This window comes from Nocardiopsis deserti (assembly GCF_008638355.1).
GTDB lineage: Bacteria > Actinomycetota > Actinomycetes > Streptosporangiales > Streptosporangiaceae > Nocardiopsis > Nocardiopsis alborubida.
Genome location: NZ_VWVS01000004.1, coordinates 547,058 through 561,773, shown reverse-complemented (window position 1 = coordinate 561,773; position 14,716 = coordinate 547,058). Strand labels below are relative to the sequence as shown.

Annotated in this window: 17 protein-coding genes and 2 pseudogenes; 11 read left to right on the top strand and 8 right to left on the bottom strand. The window is 73.5% G+C overall.

Annotation, left to right across the window (positions count from 1 at the left end; translation table 11 throughout):
- A pseudogene (locus FYW99_RS15120) lies at positions 1-179 on the top strand (ATP-dependent Clp protease ATP-binding subunit ClpX); the annotation flags it as partial.
- A gap of 94 nt (positions 180-273) precedes the next feature.
- On the top strand, positions 274-1,494 hold the full coding sequence (locus FYW99_RS15115; RefSeq protein WP_150252665.1) for a PP2C family protein-serine/threonine phosphatase: 1,221 nt from the start codon (positions 274-276) through the stop codon (positions 1,492-1,494).
- Between the two features lie 26 nt (positions 1,495-1,520).
- On the opposite strand, the gene FYW99_RS15110 is transcribed toward FYW99_RS15115, so the two are convergent.
- Together FYW99_RS15110 and FYW99_RS15105 are read right to left on the bottom strand one after the other, a co-directional pair.
- A complete protein-coding gene (locus FYW99_RS15110) occupies positions 1,521-2,327 on the bottom strand; it encodes a cyclase family protein (RefSeq protein WP_150252664.1) in 807 nt (268 codons plus the stop codon).
- 292 nt (positions 2,328-2,619) lie between these two features.
- Positions 2,620-2,844, bottom strand: a complete 225-nt coding sequence (locus FYW99_RS15105; RefSeq protein ID WP_150252663.1) for a hypothetical protein — start codon at positions 2,842-2,844, stop codon at positions 2,620-2,622.
- A gap of 290 nt (positions 2,845-3,134) precedes the next feature.
- Between FYW99_RS15105 and FYW99_RS15100 the strand changes: the two genes are divergently transcribed.
- The 4 genes from FYW99_RS15100 to FYW99_RS15085 are packed head-to-tail and all read left to right on the top strand — an operon-like array spanning position 3,135 to position 7,084.
- Positions 3,135-4,166: an iron-siderophore ABC transporter substrate-binding protein gene (locus tag FYW99_RS15100; RefSeq protein ID WP_150252662.1), complete on the top strand. Its 1,032-nt coding sequence runs from the start codon at positions 3,135-3,137 to the stop codon at positions 4,164-4,166.
- 7 nt (positions 4,167-4,173) lie between these two features.
- Positions 4,174-5,199 (top strand): FecCD family ABC transporter permease, encoded by a 1,026-nt coding sequence (locus FYW99_RS15095; protein WP_150252661.1) that lies wholly within the window; start codon positions 4,174-4,176, stop codon positions 5,197-5,199.
- Entirely contained in the window at positions 5,196-6,302 is a 1,107-nt protein-coding gene (locus tag FYW99_RS15090; RefSeq protein ID WP_394350362.1) for a FecCD family ABC transporter permease, read from the top strand. Before FYW99_RS15095 ends, FYW99_RS15090 begins: the two co-directional genes overlap by 4 nt.
- Positions 6,299-7,084: an ABC transporter ATP-binding protein gene (locus tag FYW99_RS15085; RefSeq protein WP_150252660.1), complete on the top strand. Its 786-nt coding sequence runs from the start codon at positions 6,299-6,301 to the stop codon at positions 7,082-7,084. Before FYW99_RS15090 ends, FYW99_RS15085 begins: the two co-directional genes overlap by 4 nt.
- 82 nt (positions 7,085-7,166) lie before the next feature.
- Here FYW99_RS15085 and FYW99_RS15080 read toward each other — a convergent pair whose 3' ends face one another.
- On the bottom strand, positions 7,167-7,658 hold the full coding sequence (locus tag FYW99_RS15080) for a GbsR/MarR family transcriptional regulator (RefSeq protein ID WP_150252659.1): 492 nt from the start codon (positions 7,656-7,658) through the stop codon (positions 7,167-7,169).
- 100 nt (positions 7,659-7,758) lie between these two features.
- Positions 7,759-8,355: a TetR/AcrR family transcriptional regulator gene (locus FYW99_RS15075; protein ID WP_150252658.1), complete on the bottom strand. Its 597-nt coding sequence runs from the start codon at positions 8,353-8,355 to the stop codon at positions 7,759-7,761.
- 84 nt (positions 8,356-8,439) lie between these two features.
- On the opposite strand from FYW99_RS15075, the gene FYW99_RS15070 reads away from it, so the two are divergent.
- From FYW99_RS15070 to FYW99_RS15060, 4 genes and pseudogenes are all read left to right on the top strand, one after another.
- Entirely contained in the window at positions 8,440-8,856 is a 417-nt protein-coding gene (locus tag FYW99_RS15070) for a VOC family protein (protein ID WP_150252657.1), read from the top strand.
- Positions 8,857-8,919: 63 nt separating this feature from the next.
- Positions 8,920-9,171 (top strand): annotated as a pseudogene (locus tag FYW99_RS32360) (HD domain-containing protein); the annotation flags it as partial.
- Positions 9,172-9,333: 162 nt separating this feature from the next.
- Entirely contained in the window at positions 9,334-9,675 is a 342-nt protein-coding gene (locus tag FYW99_RS32355) for a glyoxalase/bleomycin resistance/dioxygenase family protein (RefSeq protein ID WP_223839049.1), read from the top strand.
- 98 nt (positions 9,676-9,773) lie between these two features.
- Entirely contained in the window at positions 9,774-10,388 is a 615-nt protein-coding gene (locus FYW99_RS15060; RefSeq protein WP_150252655.1) for a TetR/AcrR family transcriptional regulator, read from the top strand.
- 91 nt (positions 10,389-10,479) lie between these two features.
- On the opposite strand, the gene FYW99_RS15055 is transcribed toward FYW99_RS15060, so the two are convergent.
- Genes FYW99_RS15055 through FYW99_RS15040 form a run of 4 tightly spaced genes read right to left on the bottom strand, consistent with a single transcriptional unit; the run spans position 10,480 to position 14,251 of the window.
- Complete coding sequence (locus FYW99_RS15055) at positions 10,480-11,694, bottom strand: acyl-CoA dehydrogenase family protein (RefSeq protein WP_150252654.1); 1,215 nt, start codon at positions 11,692-11,694, stop codon at positions 10,480-10,482.
- Position 11,695: 1 nt separating this feature from the next.
- Positions 11,696-12,721: a phosphotransferase family protein gene (locus FYW99_RS15050; protein ID WP_150252653.1), complete on the bottom strand. Its 1,026-nt coding sequence runs from the start codon at positions 12,719-12,721 to the stop codon at positions 11,696-11,698.
- Complete coding sequence (locus FYW99_RS15045) at positions 12,718-13,494, bottom strand: SDR family oxidoreductase (protein WP_150252652.1); 777 nt, start codon at positions 13,492-13,494, stop codon at positions 12,718-12,720. The genes FYW99_RS15050 and FYW99_RS15045 overlap by 4 nt, the downstream gene beginning before the upstream one ends.
- 1 nt (position 13,495) lies before the next feature.
- Positions 13,496-14,251 carry an SDR family oxidoreductase gene (locus FYW99_RS15040; RefSeq protein WP_150252651.1) on the bottom strand — a complete coding sequence of 252 codons (756 nt, stop codon included), beginning with the start codon at positions 14,249-14,251 and terminating at the stop codon, positions 13,496-13,498.
- 150 nt (positions 14,252-14,401) lie between these two features.
- On the opposite strand from FYW99_RS15040, the gene FYW99_RS15035 reads away from it, so the two are divergent.
- Entirely contained in the window at positions 14,402-14,695 is a 294-nt protein-coding gene (locus FYW99_RS15035; RefSeq protein ID WP_150252650.1) for a GNAT family N-acetyltransferase, read from the top strand.
- The last annotated feature ends 21 nt before the right edge of the window (positions 14,696-14,716 follow it).

The window sequence follows — 14,716 nt, the reverse complement described above, 5'->3', positions numbered from 1 at the left end:
GTGGGTTGCGGGCGATTATCGAGGAGGTGTTGTTGTCGGTGATGTATGAGGTGCCTTCTCGTGAGGATGTGGGTCAGGTGATCATTACGCGGGAGACGGTGATCGACAACGTCAACCCCACCATCGTTCCCCGCATCCGCTCCGACCGGGACGGCGAGCGCCGCGACCGCTCTGCCTGATTCCGGGTAAAGACCGCCCCGCCGCGGGACACGCGGCCCGCCGCAACCCTCCCGCCCGCGCCCGTGGTGTGAGACTGCTGGGGGAGGTGGGCACATGGACGACACGACCACCCCGGTCGCCGGGGCCGAGCAGCTGTTCGAGGATCTGGTCAGGTCCGTGCACGGGTGCGCCCCGATCGAGGTCCTCGAAGCCGCCGGCCGCTACGGCGAGCGGATCGGACTCAGCAGCATCTCCGTGCACCTGGTCGACCTGCAACAGCGCCTCCTCGTCCCGCTGCTCGGCGGCCCGACGCTCAAGGTCGACTCCAGCGTGGCCGGGGAGGCCTACCGCTCCGAGACACTGCGGCTGGTCGAGGGCGGCGACGGTGAGCTGAGCCTGTGGCTGCCCCTGCGCGACGGCGCCGACCGCATGGGGGTCGTGCACATCAGCGCCCCCGTGCTCGACGAGTCCACGCTGCGCCGCTGCCACGCGCTGGCCTCACTGCTGGCCCTGGTCGTCACCTCCAAACGCGCCTACAGCGACACCTACGTCCGCCACACCCGCACCCAGTCGATGGACCTGCGCACCGAGATGCTGCGGGCCTTCCTGCCGCCCCGCACCCTGGGCACCTCGCGGGGCGTGTCCACCGCCGTCCTCGAACCCGCCTACCAGCTGGGCGGCGACGCCTTCGACCACTCGATCACCAAGGAGACCCTGCACGCCGCCATCCTCGACGCGATGGGGCACGACCTGGCCTCCGGGCTGACCGCCTCGGTGGCCATGGCCGGGGTCCGCAACGCCCGGCGCAACGGGGCCGACCTCGCCGAGCTGACCGACAGCGTGGAGAGGGCACTCACCTCCTGGCCCCCCGACCGCTTCTGCACGGCCGTCTTCACCTCCCTGAACCTGTCCACCGGGGAGTTCACCTGGGTCAACTGCGCCCACCCCGCGCCCCTGCTCCTGCGGCGCGGCCGCCTGCTGGAGGACGCCCTGGAGCGGTCCCCCGAGGTACCGCTCGGGCTCGGCGGTGTGCTCGGCGAGGCCGAACCGCGCACCGTGCACCGGGTCCTGCTCGAACCCGGTGACCGGATCCTGCTCTACACCGACGGGGTGACCGAGGCGCACGACAGCCAGGGGCGGATGTTCGGCCTCGAACGGTTCGCCGACTCCATCATCCGCGCCACCGCCGCCGATGAACCCGCCCCGGAGACGCTGCGGCGCCTGATCCACGCCATCCACGACCACCAGCGCGGCAGCTTCACCGACGACGCCACCATCATGCTGCTGGAGTGGCGTCCCGAAGGCGGGGCGATGCCCCGGGTCGAGGGCTGCTGACCTCCCTGACGCGGGCCGGGACCGCTTCACCACATGGCCAGGACCCGGCTGGGCCCGCCGGAGGCGTCCAGACCGGGCATGACCCCGACGCTGATCAGCGCCCCGCTCGGCGGCAGCTGCTCCAGCCCGGTCAGCGACTCCAGCCCCCAGCGGTCGGCCCTGCCCACCACCTCGTGCGCGGGGAAGTCGGTGGAGTCGCCCGGGTCGGTGCTCAGCGTGTCCACACCCACCCCGACCACTCCGCGCCGCTCGATCAGGAACTCGCAGGCCTCGGGGCCGAACCCCGGGAAGTGCCAGGAGCCGTCCGCGGCCACCCCGCGCACCGCGTCGTCGCCCCGCGCCCACCGGGCGCTCCACCCCGAGTGCATGAGCACCGCCGCCCCCGCCGGGATCCGTCCGTGCGCGCGCTCGAAGGACAGCACGTCGTCCACCGTCACCGTGGTGTCGGGGTCCTCGGCCGCACGGGCGCGGATGTCGATCACCGCCGCCGGGGCGAGGAGTTCGTCCGGACGGATGTCGGGGACCAGCCGCCCGCCGCCGATCACGTGCCCCGGCGCGTCCAGGTGCGTGCCCGAGTGCTCGCTGAGCGTCCACTGCTGCAGGTAGAAGCCGAACTCGCCCTCGGGCACCGGCTCGCCCAGGCTCTCGCGCCGGGGCTTGTCCTCTCCCCACGAGGGCATCGTCGGCGACAGGACGTGGCTGAGGTCGGCCACCCTGCGAAAGCCCGTGGGCCACGGGCGCGGCTGGCCCGGCGAACCGGGCGGTCCGGCGGGTCCCGACCCGGCCTCGCCGCTCCGCGAGCGGACGGTCTCACCGGTTCCGTTCAGGCACATGGGATCCCCCTCGTCGTGTGTGTCGCTTCCCGTATGCCCGGCCAGCGGCGCCCGCCAACCTGTCCCCGACCTCCTGTGGACAACTCCGCCCCGCGGCCACGGTCCACGCGAGGCGCGAAGCCCTGTGTCCACAACCGGGCGACCGCGGGTGGCGGCGGCCCCCGCGCCGGGTACCGGGTCCCCACGCCTCCCGGGGCCGGACACGCGTCGCGCCCGGCCGGAGCTGCTCCGACCGGGCGCGCGACCCGTCCGCCCGCGTCGCGTCCGGGTCCCCGGACGCCACGGCGCGGCCCTACTTCTTCGTGGACTCCTCCAGCCGAAGCGCGACGCCGACCGCGAAGAAAGTGGGCGCCCACTCGCCGATGAAGATCCCCCAGCGGTCGGCGCGGGCCAGCCCGGTCCCCTCCTCCTTCTTCAGGGAGGCGGTCCAGCTCAGGAAGCTGAGCCCGATGGAGGCGAGCCCGGCTCCGTAGGCCATCTCGGACGTGACACCCATCTCGGACAGTTTGGCGATCATGGTGCTCCTCGCGTTGGTGGTTGCCTCTAGAGGCACTTCCCGAGGAGAGGTCGGACAAGCTCCATGGCAGGTCAAGGGTGTGTCAGGCGGAGGCAGGGAGAGGCGTGCGGGGTCCGCGTCCGGAGTTCAGAACTTTTGAAATCCGAACCGAGTGAGGTTAGACTAACCTTGGTTTTGCCGGGATCCTCCCGTTCTGTCCTCCATGTTTCCCCTCGGGGCGCCCCATGCGCGGAAACGGCCCGCCGGAACACGGCGTGGCCGCTCCCCGTGACGAAGAAAGCAGTGTGAGCATGGCCTCCACCCTTCGCCGTGTCAGCGGCATCGCCTTCACCGCCCTCCTCGCCGTCGGCCTCACCTCGTGCGGCAGTACGGAGGAGGACAACGGTGAGAGCGGCGGCGGCACCGCCGGCGGCCAGTTCCCGGTCAGCATCGACAACGCCCTGGGCACCGCCGAGATCCCCGAACAGCCCGAGCGTGTGGTCACCCTCGGCCAGGGCTCCGCCGAGACCGCCATCGCCCTCGGCGTCGTGCCCGTCGGCGTCGAGAGCTACGAGTGGGGCAGCGACGACACCGGCTACCTGCCGTGGATCCACGAGGCGGTCACCGAGGCGGGCGAGGAACTGCCCGCCCAGTTCACCGGTGCAGACGACATCGACTTCGAGGCGATCATCGAGCTGGAGCCCGACGTCATCCTCGCCCCCTGGTCCGGCGTCACCCAGGAGCAGTACGACATCCTGAGCGACATCGCCCCCACGGTCGCCTACCCCGAGCTGCCCTGGAGCACCGACTGGGACCAGCAGATCGAGATCATCGGCGAGGCGCTCGGCCAGCCCGAGGAGGCCCAGGGCCTCATCCAGGACATCGAGACGCAGTTCGACGAGGCCGCGGCGGCCAACGAGCAGTTCGCCGACCTGACCTTCTCCTACGTCTACACCGACGGCCCCGGCACCCTCGGCGTGTTCCTGCCCGACGAGCAGCGCGTGGCCATGGTCCGCGGCCTGGGCCTGACCGTCGACCCGGTCGTGGAGACCTTCCCCGAGACCGAGGGCACCGACTCGGCGATCATCGGCCTGGAGAACGCCGACCAGCTCTCCGAGAGCGACCTGCTCTTCACGTTCTACACCGACCCCGAGACCCGCGCCGAGATCGAGGCCCAGGAGCTGTACGCGGCCATCCCCGCCGTCGAGAGCGGCGCCGTGGTCGCCTCCGAGGACAACTCCTTCGTCACCGCCTCCTCGATCATCAACCCGCTGACCGTCCCCTGGGTCATCGACCGCTACGTGCCCATGATCGAAGAGGCCGCCCAGAACATCGGGAACTAGCCCCTCCATGGTCAGGGCGAAGACATCCGCGGCCGCGCCCCGCACGCGTCCCGCCCGCACCGCGCTCATGCTCGGTGCGGGCGTCGCGGCCCTGGCGGGGGCGGTCCTGCTCAGCCTCGTCATGGGCAGCAGACCCACACCGGTCGCCGACGTGTGGGCGGCGCTCACCGGCGGGGCGGACTCCTTCACCACCACGGTGGTGGAGAGCCGCTACCCGCGCACCGTCCTGGGGGTGGTGGCCGGGGCCGCCCTGGCCCTGGCGGGCACCCTCATGCAGGGCGTCACCCGCAACCCCCTCGCCGACCCCGGCCTGCTGGGCGTCAACGCCGGGGCCGCAGCCGCGGTGGTCACGGCCACCGCGCTGTTCGGTCCCACCTCGGTCACCGGAACGGTCTGGTGGGCGCTGCCCGGGGCCCTGGTCGCGGGGCTGGCCGCCTACACGGTGGGCAGCCGCGGCGGCGACGGCGGCATGGTCCGCCTGGTCCTGGCGGGCGCGGTGGTCTCCGCCGTGCTCACCGCCTACGTCCAGGCGGTGGCCCTGAGCCTGCCCGAGACCTTCGACAGCTACCGCTACTGGGTGGTCGGCTCCCTGGCCGGGCGCGGCTACGACGTCATCCTGTCCGTGCTGCCGGTCATCGGCGTCGGCGTCCTGCTCGCGTTCGTGGTCCGCGGCGGCCTCAACGCCCTGGCCCTGGGTGAGGAGGCCGCGATCGCCACCGGCGCCAACACGGTGTGGACCCGCTCGGCGGGGCTCGTCGCGGGGACCCTGCTCGCCGCGGGGGCCACCGCGGCCGCCGGGCCCATCGCCTTCGTCGGCCTGGCCGTGCCGCACGTGGTGCGCGCCCTGGTCGGCGTCGACTTCCGTGCGCAGGTGCCCTTCGCGCTGCTGGTGGGCCCCACCCTGCTGCTGCTCGCCGACGTCGTCGGCCGTACCGTCGTGCGCCCCACCGAACTCATGGTCGGCGTCGTCACCGCGTTCGTCGGTGCGCCCGTCCTGTTGTACGCGGTCCGCAGGATGCGGAGTACCCCATGACCCGAACCACCCGCACGACCCCGGCCCCGACGGCCCCGGCCCGGCGCGAGCACGGGCACACCCGTCCCCTGGAGGCCTCCCAGCCCGTGCTGAGGCTGGGCCCGGTCGCACTGCCCGTCCACCCCCGCTCGCTGCTGTGGGCGGCCGGGCTGCTGCTCCTGCTGGTCGCCGCCGCGGCCGCCACGCTCGCCCTCGGGAGGCTCGGCGTGCCCCTCACCCGCCTGCCCGCCGTCCTGACGGGCGGGGGCGAGGCCACCGAGACCTTCGTGCTCGAACGGCTGCGCGGTCCCCGCCTGGCCGTGGCCGCGGGCACGGGCGCCGCCCTGGGCCTGGCGGGCACGCTCTTCCAGTCCGTCACCCGCAACCCCCTGGGCAGCCCCGACGTCATCGGCCTCGGCGCCGGTGCGGGGGCGGGCGCGGCCTTCGCCGCCCTCGTCCTGCCCGGGGTGCTCCCCGTGCCGCTGGGCGCCCTGGCCGGAGCCGCCCTGGCCATGGCCGTCGTGGCCACGGTGACCGGGACCGGGCTGCGCCACCCCGGCCGCCTGATCGTGGCGGGCATCGGGGTGGCCGCCATGGCACAGGCCTTCACCCACTTCGTCGTGTCCGTGATGGCCCGCGACCAGGCCAGCGTCCTGTCCGCCTACGTCAACGGCAGCCTGGGCGCCCGCTCCTGGGAGCACGCCACCACCATCTGGGCGGTCCTGCTGCTGGCGCTGCCCCTCGTGGCGGCGCTGGCCGGACCGGTCTCCGTCAACGAGATGGGCGACGAACTCGCCGACGCCCTCGGCGCGCGGGCCGCCCCCACCCGCACCGCCGCCGTCTGGCTGTCGGTGGTGCTGTCCGCGGCCGCGGTGAGCGTGGCCGGTCCGATCGCGTTCGTGTCGCTGACCGCACCGCAGATCGCGCGCCGGCTCTCCGCCGCGCCGGGCCCCAACATGGTGCTGTCGGCCCTGGTCGGGGCCCTGCTGCTGGTGGCGGCCGACCTGGCCGTCCAGCAGTCCCCGGTCGGCGACGGGCTGCCGGTCGGCGTCTTCACCATGGGGCTCGGCGGCGTCTACCTGGGCTGTCTGCTGGTTCGTGAATGGCGAAAGGGTGTGCTGTGAGTCTGGTGCTGTCCGCGGAGGGCCTGACCCTGGGATACGGGGCCGAACCGGTCGTGCGCGACCTCGACCTGGGAGTGGCCGAGGGCGAGTTCACCGTCATCGTCGGCCCCAACGGCTGCGGCAAGTCCACGCTGCTCAAGGCCCTGGGCCGGGTGAACAAGCCGGTCTCGGGGCGGGTGCTGCTGCACGGCAGGGACGTGCGCGGCCAGCGCGCCAAGGCGGTCGCGCGCCAGATGGCGCTGCTGCCGCAGAGCCCGACCGCTCCCGAGGGCATCACCGTGCGGGCCCTGGCCGCCCGCGGCCGCTTCCCGCACCACACGCTGGTGCGCCAGTGGAGCCCCCAGGACGAGACGGCGATCGGGCGCGCGCTGGAGCTGACCGGACTGGCCGACCTGGCCGACACCCAGGTGGGCTCGCTCTCGGGCGGCCAGCGCCAGCGGGCCTGGGTGGCGATGGTCCTGGCGCAGGACACCGGCGTCCTCCTGCTGGACGAGCCCACCACCTACCTGGACATCGCCCACCAGTACGACCTGCTGGAGCTGTTCGCCGACCTGCACCGCCGGGGGCGCACGGTGGTCGCGGTCCTGCACGACCTGGCCCAGGCCGCCCGGTTCGCCACCCGCCTGGTGCTGATGGAGGCGGGCAGGGTGGTCGCCGACGGCCCTCCGGAGGAGGTCGTGACCGCCCGCCTGGTGGAGGAGGTGTTCGGGCTGCCCTGCGACGTGGTGCCCGATCCGCGCACCCGCACGCCGCTGGTCATCCCGCACGAGAGGAGGTGTTGAGCCGGAGGCGTCGGTTGGGGGTGCTCCGCCCTCCGCGAAGCGGCTCCCGGGCGGTGGCGGGCGACGGGCGGGCCTGACCCCCTCAGGCCCGCCGGGCCTTGTACTCCTCCCAGGAGGAGAGCAGGGTGTCGTGGTAGTCGTCCAGCCAGGTCATGTAGTCGTACATGTTGCGCAGCCGGGTGCGCGCGGGCGGGCTCAGGCCGGGCAGGCGCTCCAGGGCCGACGCCGCGAGCTCCCTCTGCCGCCGCAGGTAGGAGCGCTCGTTGCGCAGGAACCCGCCCCAGACGTCCTCGTCCATGGCGACCAACCGCGAGCGGCGCCCGGGGGAGGCGACCAGCTCCACGAAGCCCATCTCGCGCAGGCGGCGCACCGACTGCGACACCGACCCCCGGCTGACCCGGGCGCCGTCGGCGATCTCCTCGGCGCTCACCGCCTCGCGGTCGGCGACGAGCAGGTAGCCCACGATGCGCCCCTCGGCGCGGGGACGGCCCTGGGACTGCCAGTACTCGGAGAAGCGCCCGACGAAGTCGTCGCGGAAACGCGTGTCCTCGTCCGTCTGCGTGCTCTCCGCCATGGGGCCACGATAGCGCCTGGGACGGGGCGTTCCGGGCCCCGCCCGAGGGCTTGGCCCGCCCCCGCCCCCCGCCCGGCGCCGGACGGGGGGCGCCCGTGGTTCAGGGACGGCGCAGGGACTCCAGCATGGGCGACAGCGCCGCCCACACCTGCTCCAGACCCCCGGGGTCGTCGCTGTCGGCCAGCCACAGCGCGGCCTCGTTCATCGCCCCCGAGAGCAGGTGGGCCGCGGGCGCGACCGGCCGCGGCTCCAGGACGCCCGCCTCGACCAGCGCGGAGAGCGCCTCGGCCAGGTGGCGGGCCGACGCGGCCTCGTCCAGGGCGCGCCAGGCGCTCCAGCCCAGGACGGCGGGACCGTCCACCAGCATGATCCGCCGCACGTCCGGCGCGGTGCTGGCGGTGAGGAAGGCCCGGCACCCGGCGGTCAGCCGGTCCCACGGGTCGGGGTGCGCGTCCGCCGCCCGCGCCACGGCGTCGCCGACCTCGGACTGCACCTCCTCCAGGACCGCGCGGAACAGGTCCGGCTTGCCCTCGAAGTGGTGGTACAGGGCGCCCTTGGTGACCGCGGAGTCCGCCACGATCCGGGCCAGCCCCACCCCGCCGTACCCGTGCGCGGCGAACAGCCTGCGGGCCTCGCGCAGCAGGACCCGCCTGGTGCGCTCCCGCTGCCGGGCGCGGCTTCCCGGTTCCGCGGCCATGTCCTGTACCTCCCCCTTGTTGACATACCGAAGGTATGCCAATAGCGTACCCTCACATACCGAAGGTACGTGAAAGGTGGGGCCATGCGGCTCAACAGCTTCTATCCGGTGGTCGGCACGCCCCGGCTGGCCGAGTCCCGGGACTTCTACGTCGGTCTGTTCGGCTTCGAGGAGACCTTCGCAGCCGACTGGTACGTGAGTCTGCGCAGGCCCGGCCCGCCCGAGTACGAGCTGGCCCTGCTCGACCCCGGGCACCCCACCGTCCCCGAGGGCTACCGTAGGCCCGTCCAGGGCCTGCTGCTCAACTTCGAGGTGGAGGACGTGGACGCCGAGTGGGAGCGCCTGGTGGTGCGCGGCGGCCTGCGCCCCGAACTGGGGATCCGCACCGAGGACTTCGGCCAGCGGCACTTCATCGTCGCCGACCCCGGCGGGGTCCTGGTCGACGTCATCACACCCGTCGCGCCCTCGGAGGAGTACGGGGACAACTTCGTGCAGGGCTGAGGGCAGCCCCTCCCCGCGCCCGATACGGTCGGCGTGACGCGGGGAGGGGCGAAGACGGTGGTGATGATGCTGGAACAGGCCTCGCGCCTGGCGGAGGAGGCCCACGCCGGGCAGGTCGACCGGGCCGGTCGGCCCTACACCGAGCACGTGTTCGCGGTGCGCGACCTGCTCACCGGACACGGTGAGCGCGCCCAGGCGGCCGGGGCGCTGCACGACGTGCTGGAGGACACCCCGCTCACCGCCGACGACCTGCGCGCCAGGGGCTGTCCGGAGGAGGTCGTGCGCGCGGTGGAGTCGGTGACCCGGCGCGCGGGGGAGCCCTACGAGGAGATGGTGCGCCGCGCCGCCGCCGACCCGCTGGGCAGACTGGTCAAGCTCGCCGACAACGCCCACAACTCCGACGAGCGCCGCCTGGCCCTGCTGCCCGTCGAGCAGGTCCGGCGGCTGCGCGCCAAGTACGCCCGGGCCCGGCGGATCCTGGAGGAGGGCGCGGAGGAGGACGAGTGCTCCGGGGCGGCGCTCCCGCGCGCCACGCTCCTGGTCCTCTACACCGACCGCGTCGAGGAGTGCCGCGCCTTCTACGCCGGGCTCGGTCTGCGCTTCGTCCGCGAGCGGCACGGCTCGGGGCCCGAGCACCACGCGGCCGAGCTGGCCGACGGCATGGTCGTCGAGATCTACCCGGCCACCGCCGAGCGCTCCACGGGCGCGGTGCGCCTCGGGTTCACCGTGCACGGAGGTCGCGCCGTCCCGCCCCTGGAACCGGGGCGCCGCGTGCTCACCGACCCCGACGGGCGCAAGGTCGACCTGCGGGTGGTGTGAGCAGCGGCACGTGTGTGCGTGGCGTCGGGTACCAGCCGGTCGGTATGCTGTCCCGGCCGGTATTTCCGGGACTGACGGGGCACGAGGTGGGGCAGCACATGGCGCGAGGACAGCAGACGGCCGAGGCCGACACACCGACAAGGTCGGTGCCCGAGCGCCTCCTGGGGGCGGCGACGCGCCTGTTCGCCTCCAACGGCTACGAGGGCACCTCCGTGCAGGAGGTCGTGGCCGCCGCTGGCGTCACCAAGGGCGCCATGTACCACTACTTCGGCTCCAAGGACGACCTGCTCTACGAGGTCTACGCGCGCGTGCTGCGCATGCAGACCGAGCACCTGGTGCGGATCGCCTCCCGGGACGAGCCGGTGGCCGACCGCGTGCACGCCGCCGCGGCCGACGTCATCGTCACCAGCGTCGCCAACCTCGACGACACCGTCATCTTCTTCCGCTCCATGCACCAGCTGAGCGAGGACAAGCAGCGCGCCGTGCGCGCCGAGCGCCGCCGCTACCACGAGATCTTCCGGGACATGGTCGCCCAGGGGCAGGACGAGGGAGTCTTCCGCGCCGACGTCTCCGCGGACCTGGTGGTGAACTACTTCTTCGGCTCGGTGCACCACCTGAGCACCTGGTACCACCCGGGCGGCGCTCTCAGCGGCGAGGACGTGGGACGCCACTTCGCCGACCTGCTCGTGGCGGGGCTGCGCCCCGGGGCCTGAGCACGGGGACCCTGACGGCGAGGGGGCCGGACGCGCAGCCCGCGTCCGACCCCTCCCGCGCTTCCCGGGCGAGGAGCCCCGGAAGGAAGCACTACTTGCGGTACTTGCGCAGCTCCGCTCGGCCCAGCGAGCGCAGGTGCACCTCGTCGGGCCCGTCGGCCAGCCGCAGCGACCGCACCCCCGCTAGCCATCCGGCCAGGGGCAGGTCCTGGCTGACCCCGGCCGCACCGTGCGCCTGGATCGCCTTGTCCAGGATCCACTCCACCGTGCGCGGGGTGGCGATCTTGATCGCCTGGATCTCGGTGTGCGCGCCCCTGTTGCCCACCGTGTCCATCAGGTAGGCGGTCTTGAGCACCAGCAGCCGCAGCTGCTCGATGGCCACGCGCGCCTCGGCGATCCACTCGCGGACCACGCCCTGGTCGGCCAGCGGCCGCCCGAAGGCCACGCGGTCCAGCACCCGGCGGCAGGTGAGCTCCAGGGCCCGCTCGGCCATGCCGATGCCGCGCATGCAGTGGTGGATGCGGCCCGGCCCCAGCCGGGCCTGGGCGATGGCGAACCCCTCGCCCTCGCCGCCGACGAGGTTCGAGACGGGCACGCGCACGTCCTCGAACACCACCTCGGCGTGGCCGCCGTGGTCGCTGTCGTCGTAGCCGTACACCGTCATGCCCCGCCTGACCGTCAGCCCGGGGGTGTCGCGCGGTACCAGCACCATGCTCTGCTGCCTGTGCCGCTCGGCGCCGGGATCGGTCTTGCCCATCACGATGAACACGGCGCACTCGGGGTTGAGGGCCCCGGTGATGTACCACTTGCGCCCGTTGACCACGTACTCGTCGCCGTCGCGGACGATGCTGGTGGTGATGTTGGTGGCGTCGGAGGAGGCCACCGCGGGCTCGGTCATCGCGAACGCCGACCGGATCCTGGCGTCGAGCAGGGGCTCCAACCAGCGCTCGCGCTGCTCCGGGGTGCCGAACATCGTCAGCACCTCCATGTTCCCGGTGTCGGGCGCGGCGCAGTTGAGCGCGATCGGGGCCAGGCGCGGACTGCGTCCGGTGATCTCCGCCAGCGGCGCGTACCGCAGGTTGGGCAGGCCGCCGTGCTCGGGGTGGCCCGCCAGGAACAGGTTCCACAGCCCGCGCCCGCGCGCCTCGGCCTGGAGCTCGCGCACCACCGGCGCGGTCGACCAGTGGTCCCCGCGCGCGGCCAGCTGCTCCTCCAGCACCGCCTCGGCCGGGTAGACGCGCTCGTCCATGAAGGCGAGCAGCCGCTCGCGCAGCTCCTCGGTCTCCTCGTCGTGGGCGAAGTCCATTTCAGTCCTCCTTGAGCATGGTGTGCGCGCGCTCCACCAGGGGTGCGACCATCTCGCCGACCCGGTCGAAGCCCGCCCCGACGGTCAGCCCCTGGCTGTGGCGGAAGTGGATGCCCTCGGCGATCACCGCGAGCTTGAAGCAGCCCAGGGCCACGTACCAGCCCAGCCGGGACACGTCGCGGCCGGTCGCGGCGGCGTACATGCCCACCAGCTCCTCGGGGGAGGGGTAGCCCTCGGCGGAGGTGGCGGGCGCGGCGCCCACGCCCACGGGCTGCGCCTGGTAGACGAGCATCAGGCCCAGGTCCACGAGCGGGTCGCCGAGCGTGGCCATCTCCCAGTCCAGGACCGCGTTGATGCGCCCCTCGGAGGTGACCAGCACGTTGTCCAGGCGGTAGTCGCCGTGCACGATCGCGGGCGCCGACTGCTCGGGCAGCGTCGCGGCGAGTTTCCCGTGCAGCTCGTCGATGCCGGGAATGTCCCGGTTGCGAGAGGCCTCCAGCTGCTTGCCCCAGCGGCGCACCTGGCGCTCCAGGAACCCCTGCGGGCGGCCGAAGTCGCCCAGCCCCACCTCCTCGGGCGCCACCGCGTGCAGCTCGCCCAGGGTGGCGATCAGCGCCTCGGCCACGCCGCGGACGGCCCCGGCGCCCAGCGGGGCGATCTCGTCGCGGGTGCGGAAGGGGGTGCCCGCCACGTGTTCCATGACGTAGAACGGCGCGCCCAGCACCCCGGTGTCCTCGCACAGCACGTGTGTGCGGGGGACGGGCACGGCGGTGTCGCGCAGCGCGCTCATCACCCGGTACTCGCGGGGCATGTCGTGCGCGGTGGCCAGCACGTGGCCCAGCGGCGGGCGGCGCACCACCCAGCTGCCGGTGCCGTCGGTGACCACGTAGGTCAGGTTGGACTTGCCGCCCGCGACCACCCGGCCCTCCAACGGACCCGCGACCAGGCCGGGCGCGGCCGCGTCCAGGTAGGCGCGCAGGCTGGTGAGGTCCAGGCCCGGGAGTTCGTCCGTGTGCTCGCCGCTCACGCCTGCCCCTCGAAGACCCTGGCCTGGAGGCGGCGCATCCCCGCGAGCCAGCGGTCGGTGTCGTCGGCCCGGGCCGCGTAGTGGTCGGCGACCTGGGGGTGCGGCAGGATCAGGAAGCGCTCGTCGGCCAGGCCGACCATCACCGCGTCGGCGACCTCCTCGGGGGTGATCGCCTCCGGGGACAGGATGGCCCTGCCGGTGTCGCCGCTGCTCTCCAGCAGGTTGGTGCGCACGCCCATCGGGCACACGCACTGCACGGTGATCCCGCGGTCGCCGTAGGTGGCCGACATCCACTCGCCGAAGGCCAGCGCGGCGTGCTTGGTCACCGAGTACGGCGCGCTGCCCAGCATCGTGAGCAGGCCCGCCGCCGACACGGTGGTCAGGAAGCGGCCCCGCCCGCGCTCCAGCCAGCCGGGCACCAGCTCGCGGGCGGCGCGCACGTGGGCCATCACGTTGACCTGCCAGGCCAGGTCCCAGTCGGTCTCGGGGGCCTCGGGGCCGCCGCCCACGCCCACGCCCGCGTTGGCCACGTACAGGTCGATGCCGCCCAGGTGCGCCCCGGCCTCGGCCACGAGCGCGGTGACGCCCGCCTCACCGGCGGCGTCGCCGGGGACGGCCACTCCGCCGATCTCGGCGGCCACGGCCTCGGCCGCGCCCGCGTCCAGGTCGTTGACCACCACGCGTGCCCCGGCCCCGGCGAGCCTGCGCGCGATCGCGGCGCCGATGCCGTTGCCCGCGCCGGTGACGACGGCTCCGGTGTCGTTCAGCTCCATGTCACACGCCTCCGGTGAGGGTCACGCCGCCGTCGAGGACGAGGGTGCGGCCGGTGATCCAGGAGGCGTCGTCGGAGAGCAGGAAGGCCACCGCTCCCGCCACGTCCCCGGGTTCGCCCAGGCGCCCCAGGGGGTACTGGGCGGCGACCTTCTCCTCGCGGCCCTCGTAGAGGGCGGAGGCGAACCTGGTCTTGACCACGGCCGGGGCGACGCCGTTCACGCGGACCCCCGGGCCCAGCTCGACGGCCAGCTCCTCGGTGACGTGGATGAGCGTCGCCTTGGTGGCGCCGTAGAAGCCGATGCCGGGGGCGGGCTTGGTCCCGGCCACGGAGGAGACGTTGACGACGGCGCCGCCGTGCTCGGCCATCCAGGCGTGGTAGGCCTTCTGCGTCCACGAGATCGCGGACAGCACGTTGACCTCGAAGATCTTGCGGGCCGCGTTCAGGTCCAGGTCGACCATCCGCCCGTAGACCGGGTTGATGCCGGTGTTGTTGACGAACATGTCGACGCTGCCGAAGGCCTCCAGGGTGGCGGCCACGGCCGCGTCCTGGTGCTCGGGGTCGTCGGCCCGGCCGGGGACCCCGATGGCGTGCTCGGGTCCGCCCAGGGCCTTGACGGCCTCCTTGAGGGGCTCGGGCTTGCGCGCCGTGACGCACACGCGCGCGCCCTCGTCGACGAGCCGCTGGGCGATGGCCAGGCCGATGCCCCGGCTCGCACCGGTGACGATGGCGGTCCGCCCGCCGAACCGGGATGTCATTCCGCTCTCCTTAGACCGACTGGTCGGTATGGCATGGCGACTCTATGTCGGGGGAGGTGCGTGCCGCAAGGGGCGAAAGGGACGCCGAGGCGCGACAATGGCGGCGCGGGCCGACGACGTCCCCCCGCGGACCGGAAAGTGAGGGCTTCCATGACGACCGACGTGGTCGACGTACGGGAACGGAAACGCTACGAGATCAGGGTCGAGGGGGAGGTGGCCGGGTTCGCCGAGTACATCCTCACCGACGAGCTGGTGACCTTCACCCACACCGAGATCGACCCCGCCTACGAGGGGCGCGGCCTGGGCGGAACCCTGGTCAGGGAGGCCCTGGACGACGTGCGTCCGCGGGGTCTGGCGGTGCTGCCCCTGTGCCCCTTCGTCAAGGGGTGGATCCAGCGCCACCCCGACTACGCCGACCTGGTCTACCGCACCGCCGACGAGTAGGGCCGCCCGCGCGGAGCTCCC

Coding starts and splice junctions, on each gene's coding strand:
- FYW99_RS15115 (WP_150252665.1), top strand. CDS start 274: ATGGACGACACGACCACCCCGGTCGCCGGGGCCGAGCAGCTGTTCGAG.
- FYW99_RS15110 (WP_150252664.1), bottom strand. CDS start 2,327: ATGTGCCTGAACGGAACCGGTGAGACCGTCCGCTCGCGGAGCGGCGAG.
- FYW99_RS15105 (WP_150252663.1), bottom strand. CDS start 2,844: ATGATCGCCAAACTGTCCGAGATGGGTGTCACGTCCGAGATGGCCTAC.
- FYW99_RS15100 (WP_150252662.1), top strand. CDS start 3,135: ATGGCCTCCACCCTTCGCCGTGTCAGCGGCATCGCCTTCACCGCCCTC.
- FYW99_RS15095 (WP_150252661.1), top strand. CDS start 4,174: ATGGTCAGGGCGAAGACATCCGCGGCCGCGCCCCGCACGCGTCCCGCC.
- FYW99_RS15090 (WP_394350362.1), top strand. CDS start 5,196: ATGACCCGAACCACCCGCACGACCCCGGCCCCGACGGCCCCGGCCCGG.
- FYW99_RS15080 (WP_150252659.1), bottom strand. CDS start 7,658: ATGGCGGAGAGCACGCAGACGGACGAGGACACGCGTTTCCGCGACGAC.
- FYW99_RS15075 (WP_150252658.1), bottom strand. CDS start 8,355: ATGGCCGCGGAACCGGGAAGCCGCGCCCGGCAGCGGGAGCGCACCAGG.
- FYW99_RS15070 (WP_150252657.1), top strand. CDS start 8,440: ATGCGGCTCAACAGCTTCTATCCGGTGGTCGGCACGCCCCGGCTGGCC.
- FYW99_RS15060 (WP_150252655.1), top strand. CDS start 9,774: ATGGCGCGAGGACAGCAGACGGCCGAGGCCGACACACCGACAAGGTCG.
- FYW99_RS15055 (WP_150252654.1), bottom strand. CDS start 11,694: ATGGACTTCGCCCACGACGAGGAGACCGAGGAGCTGCGCGAGCGGCTG.
- FYW99_RS15045 (WP_150252652.1), bottom strand. CDS start 13,494: ATGGAGCTGAACGACACCGGAGCCGTCGTCACCGGCGCGGGCAACGGC.
- FYW99_RS15040 (WP_150252651.1), bottom strand. CDS start 14,251: ATGACATCCCGGTTCGGCGGGCGGACCGCCATCGTCACCGGTGCGAGC.
- FYW99_RS15035 (WP_150252650.1), top strand. CDS start 14,402: ATGACGACCGACGTGGTCGACGTACGGGAACGGAAACGCTACGAGATC.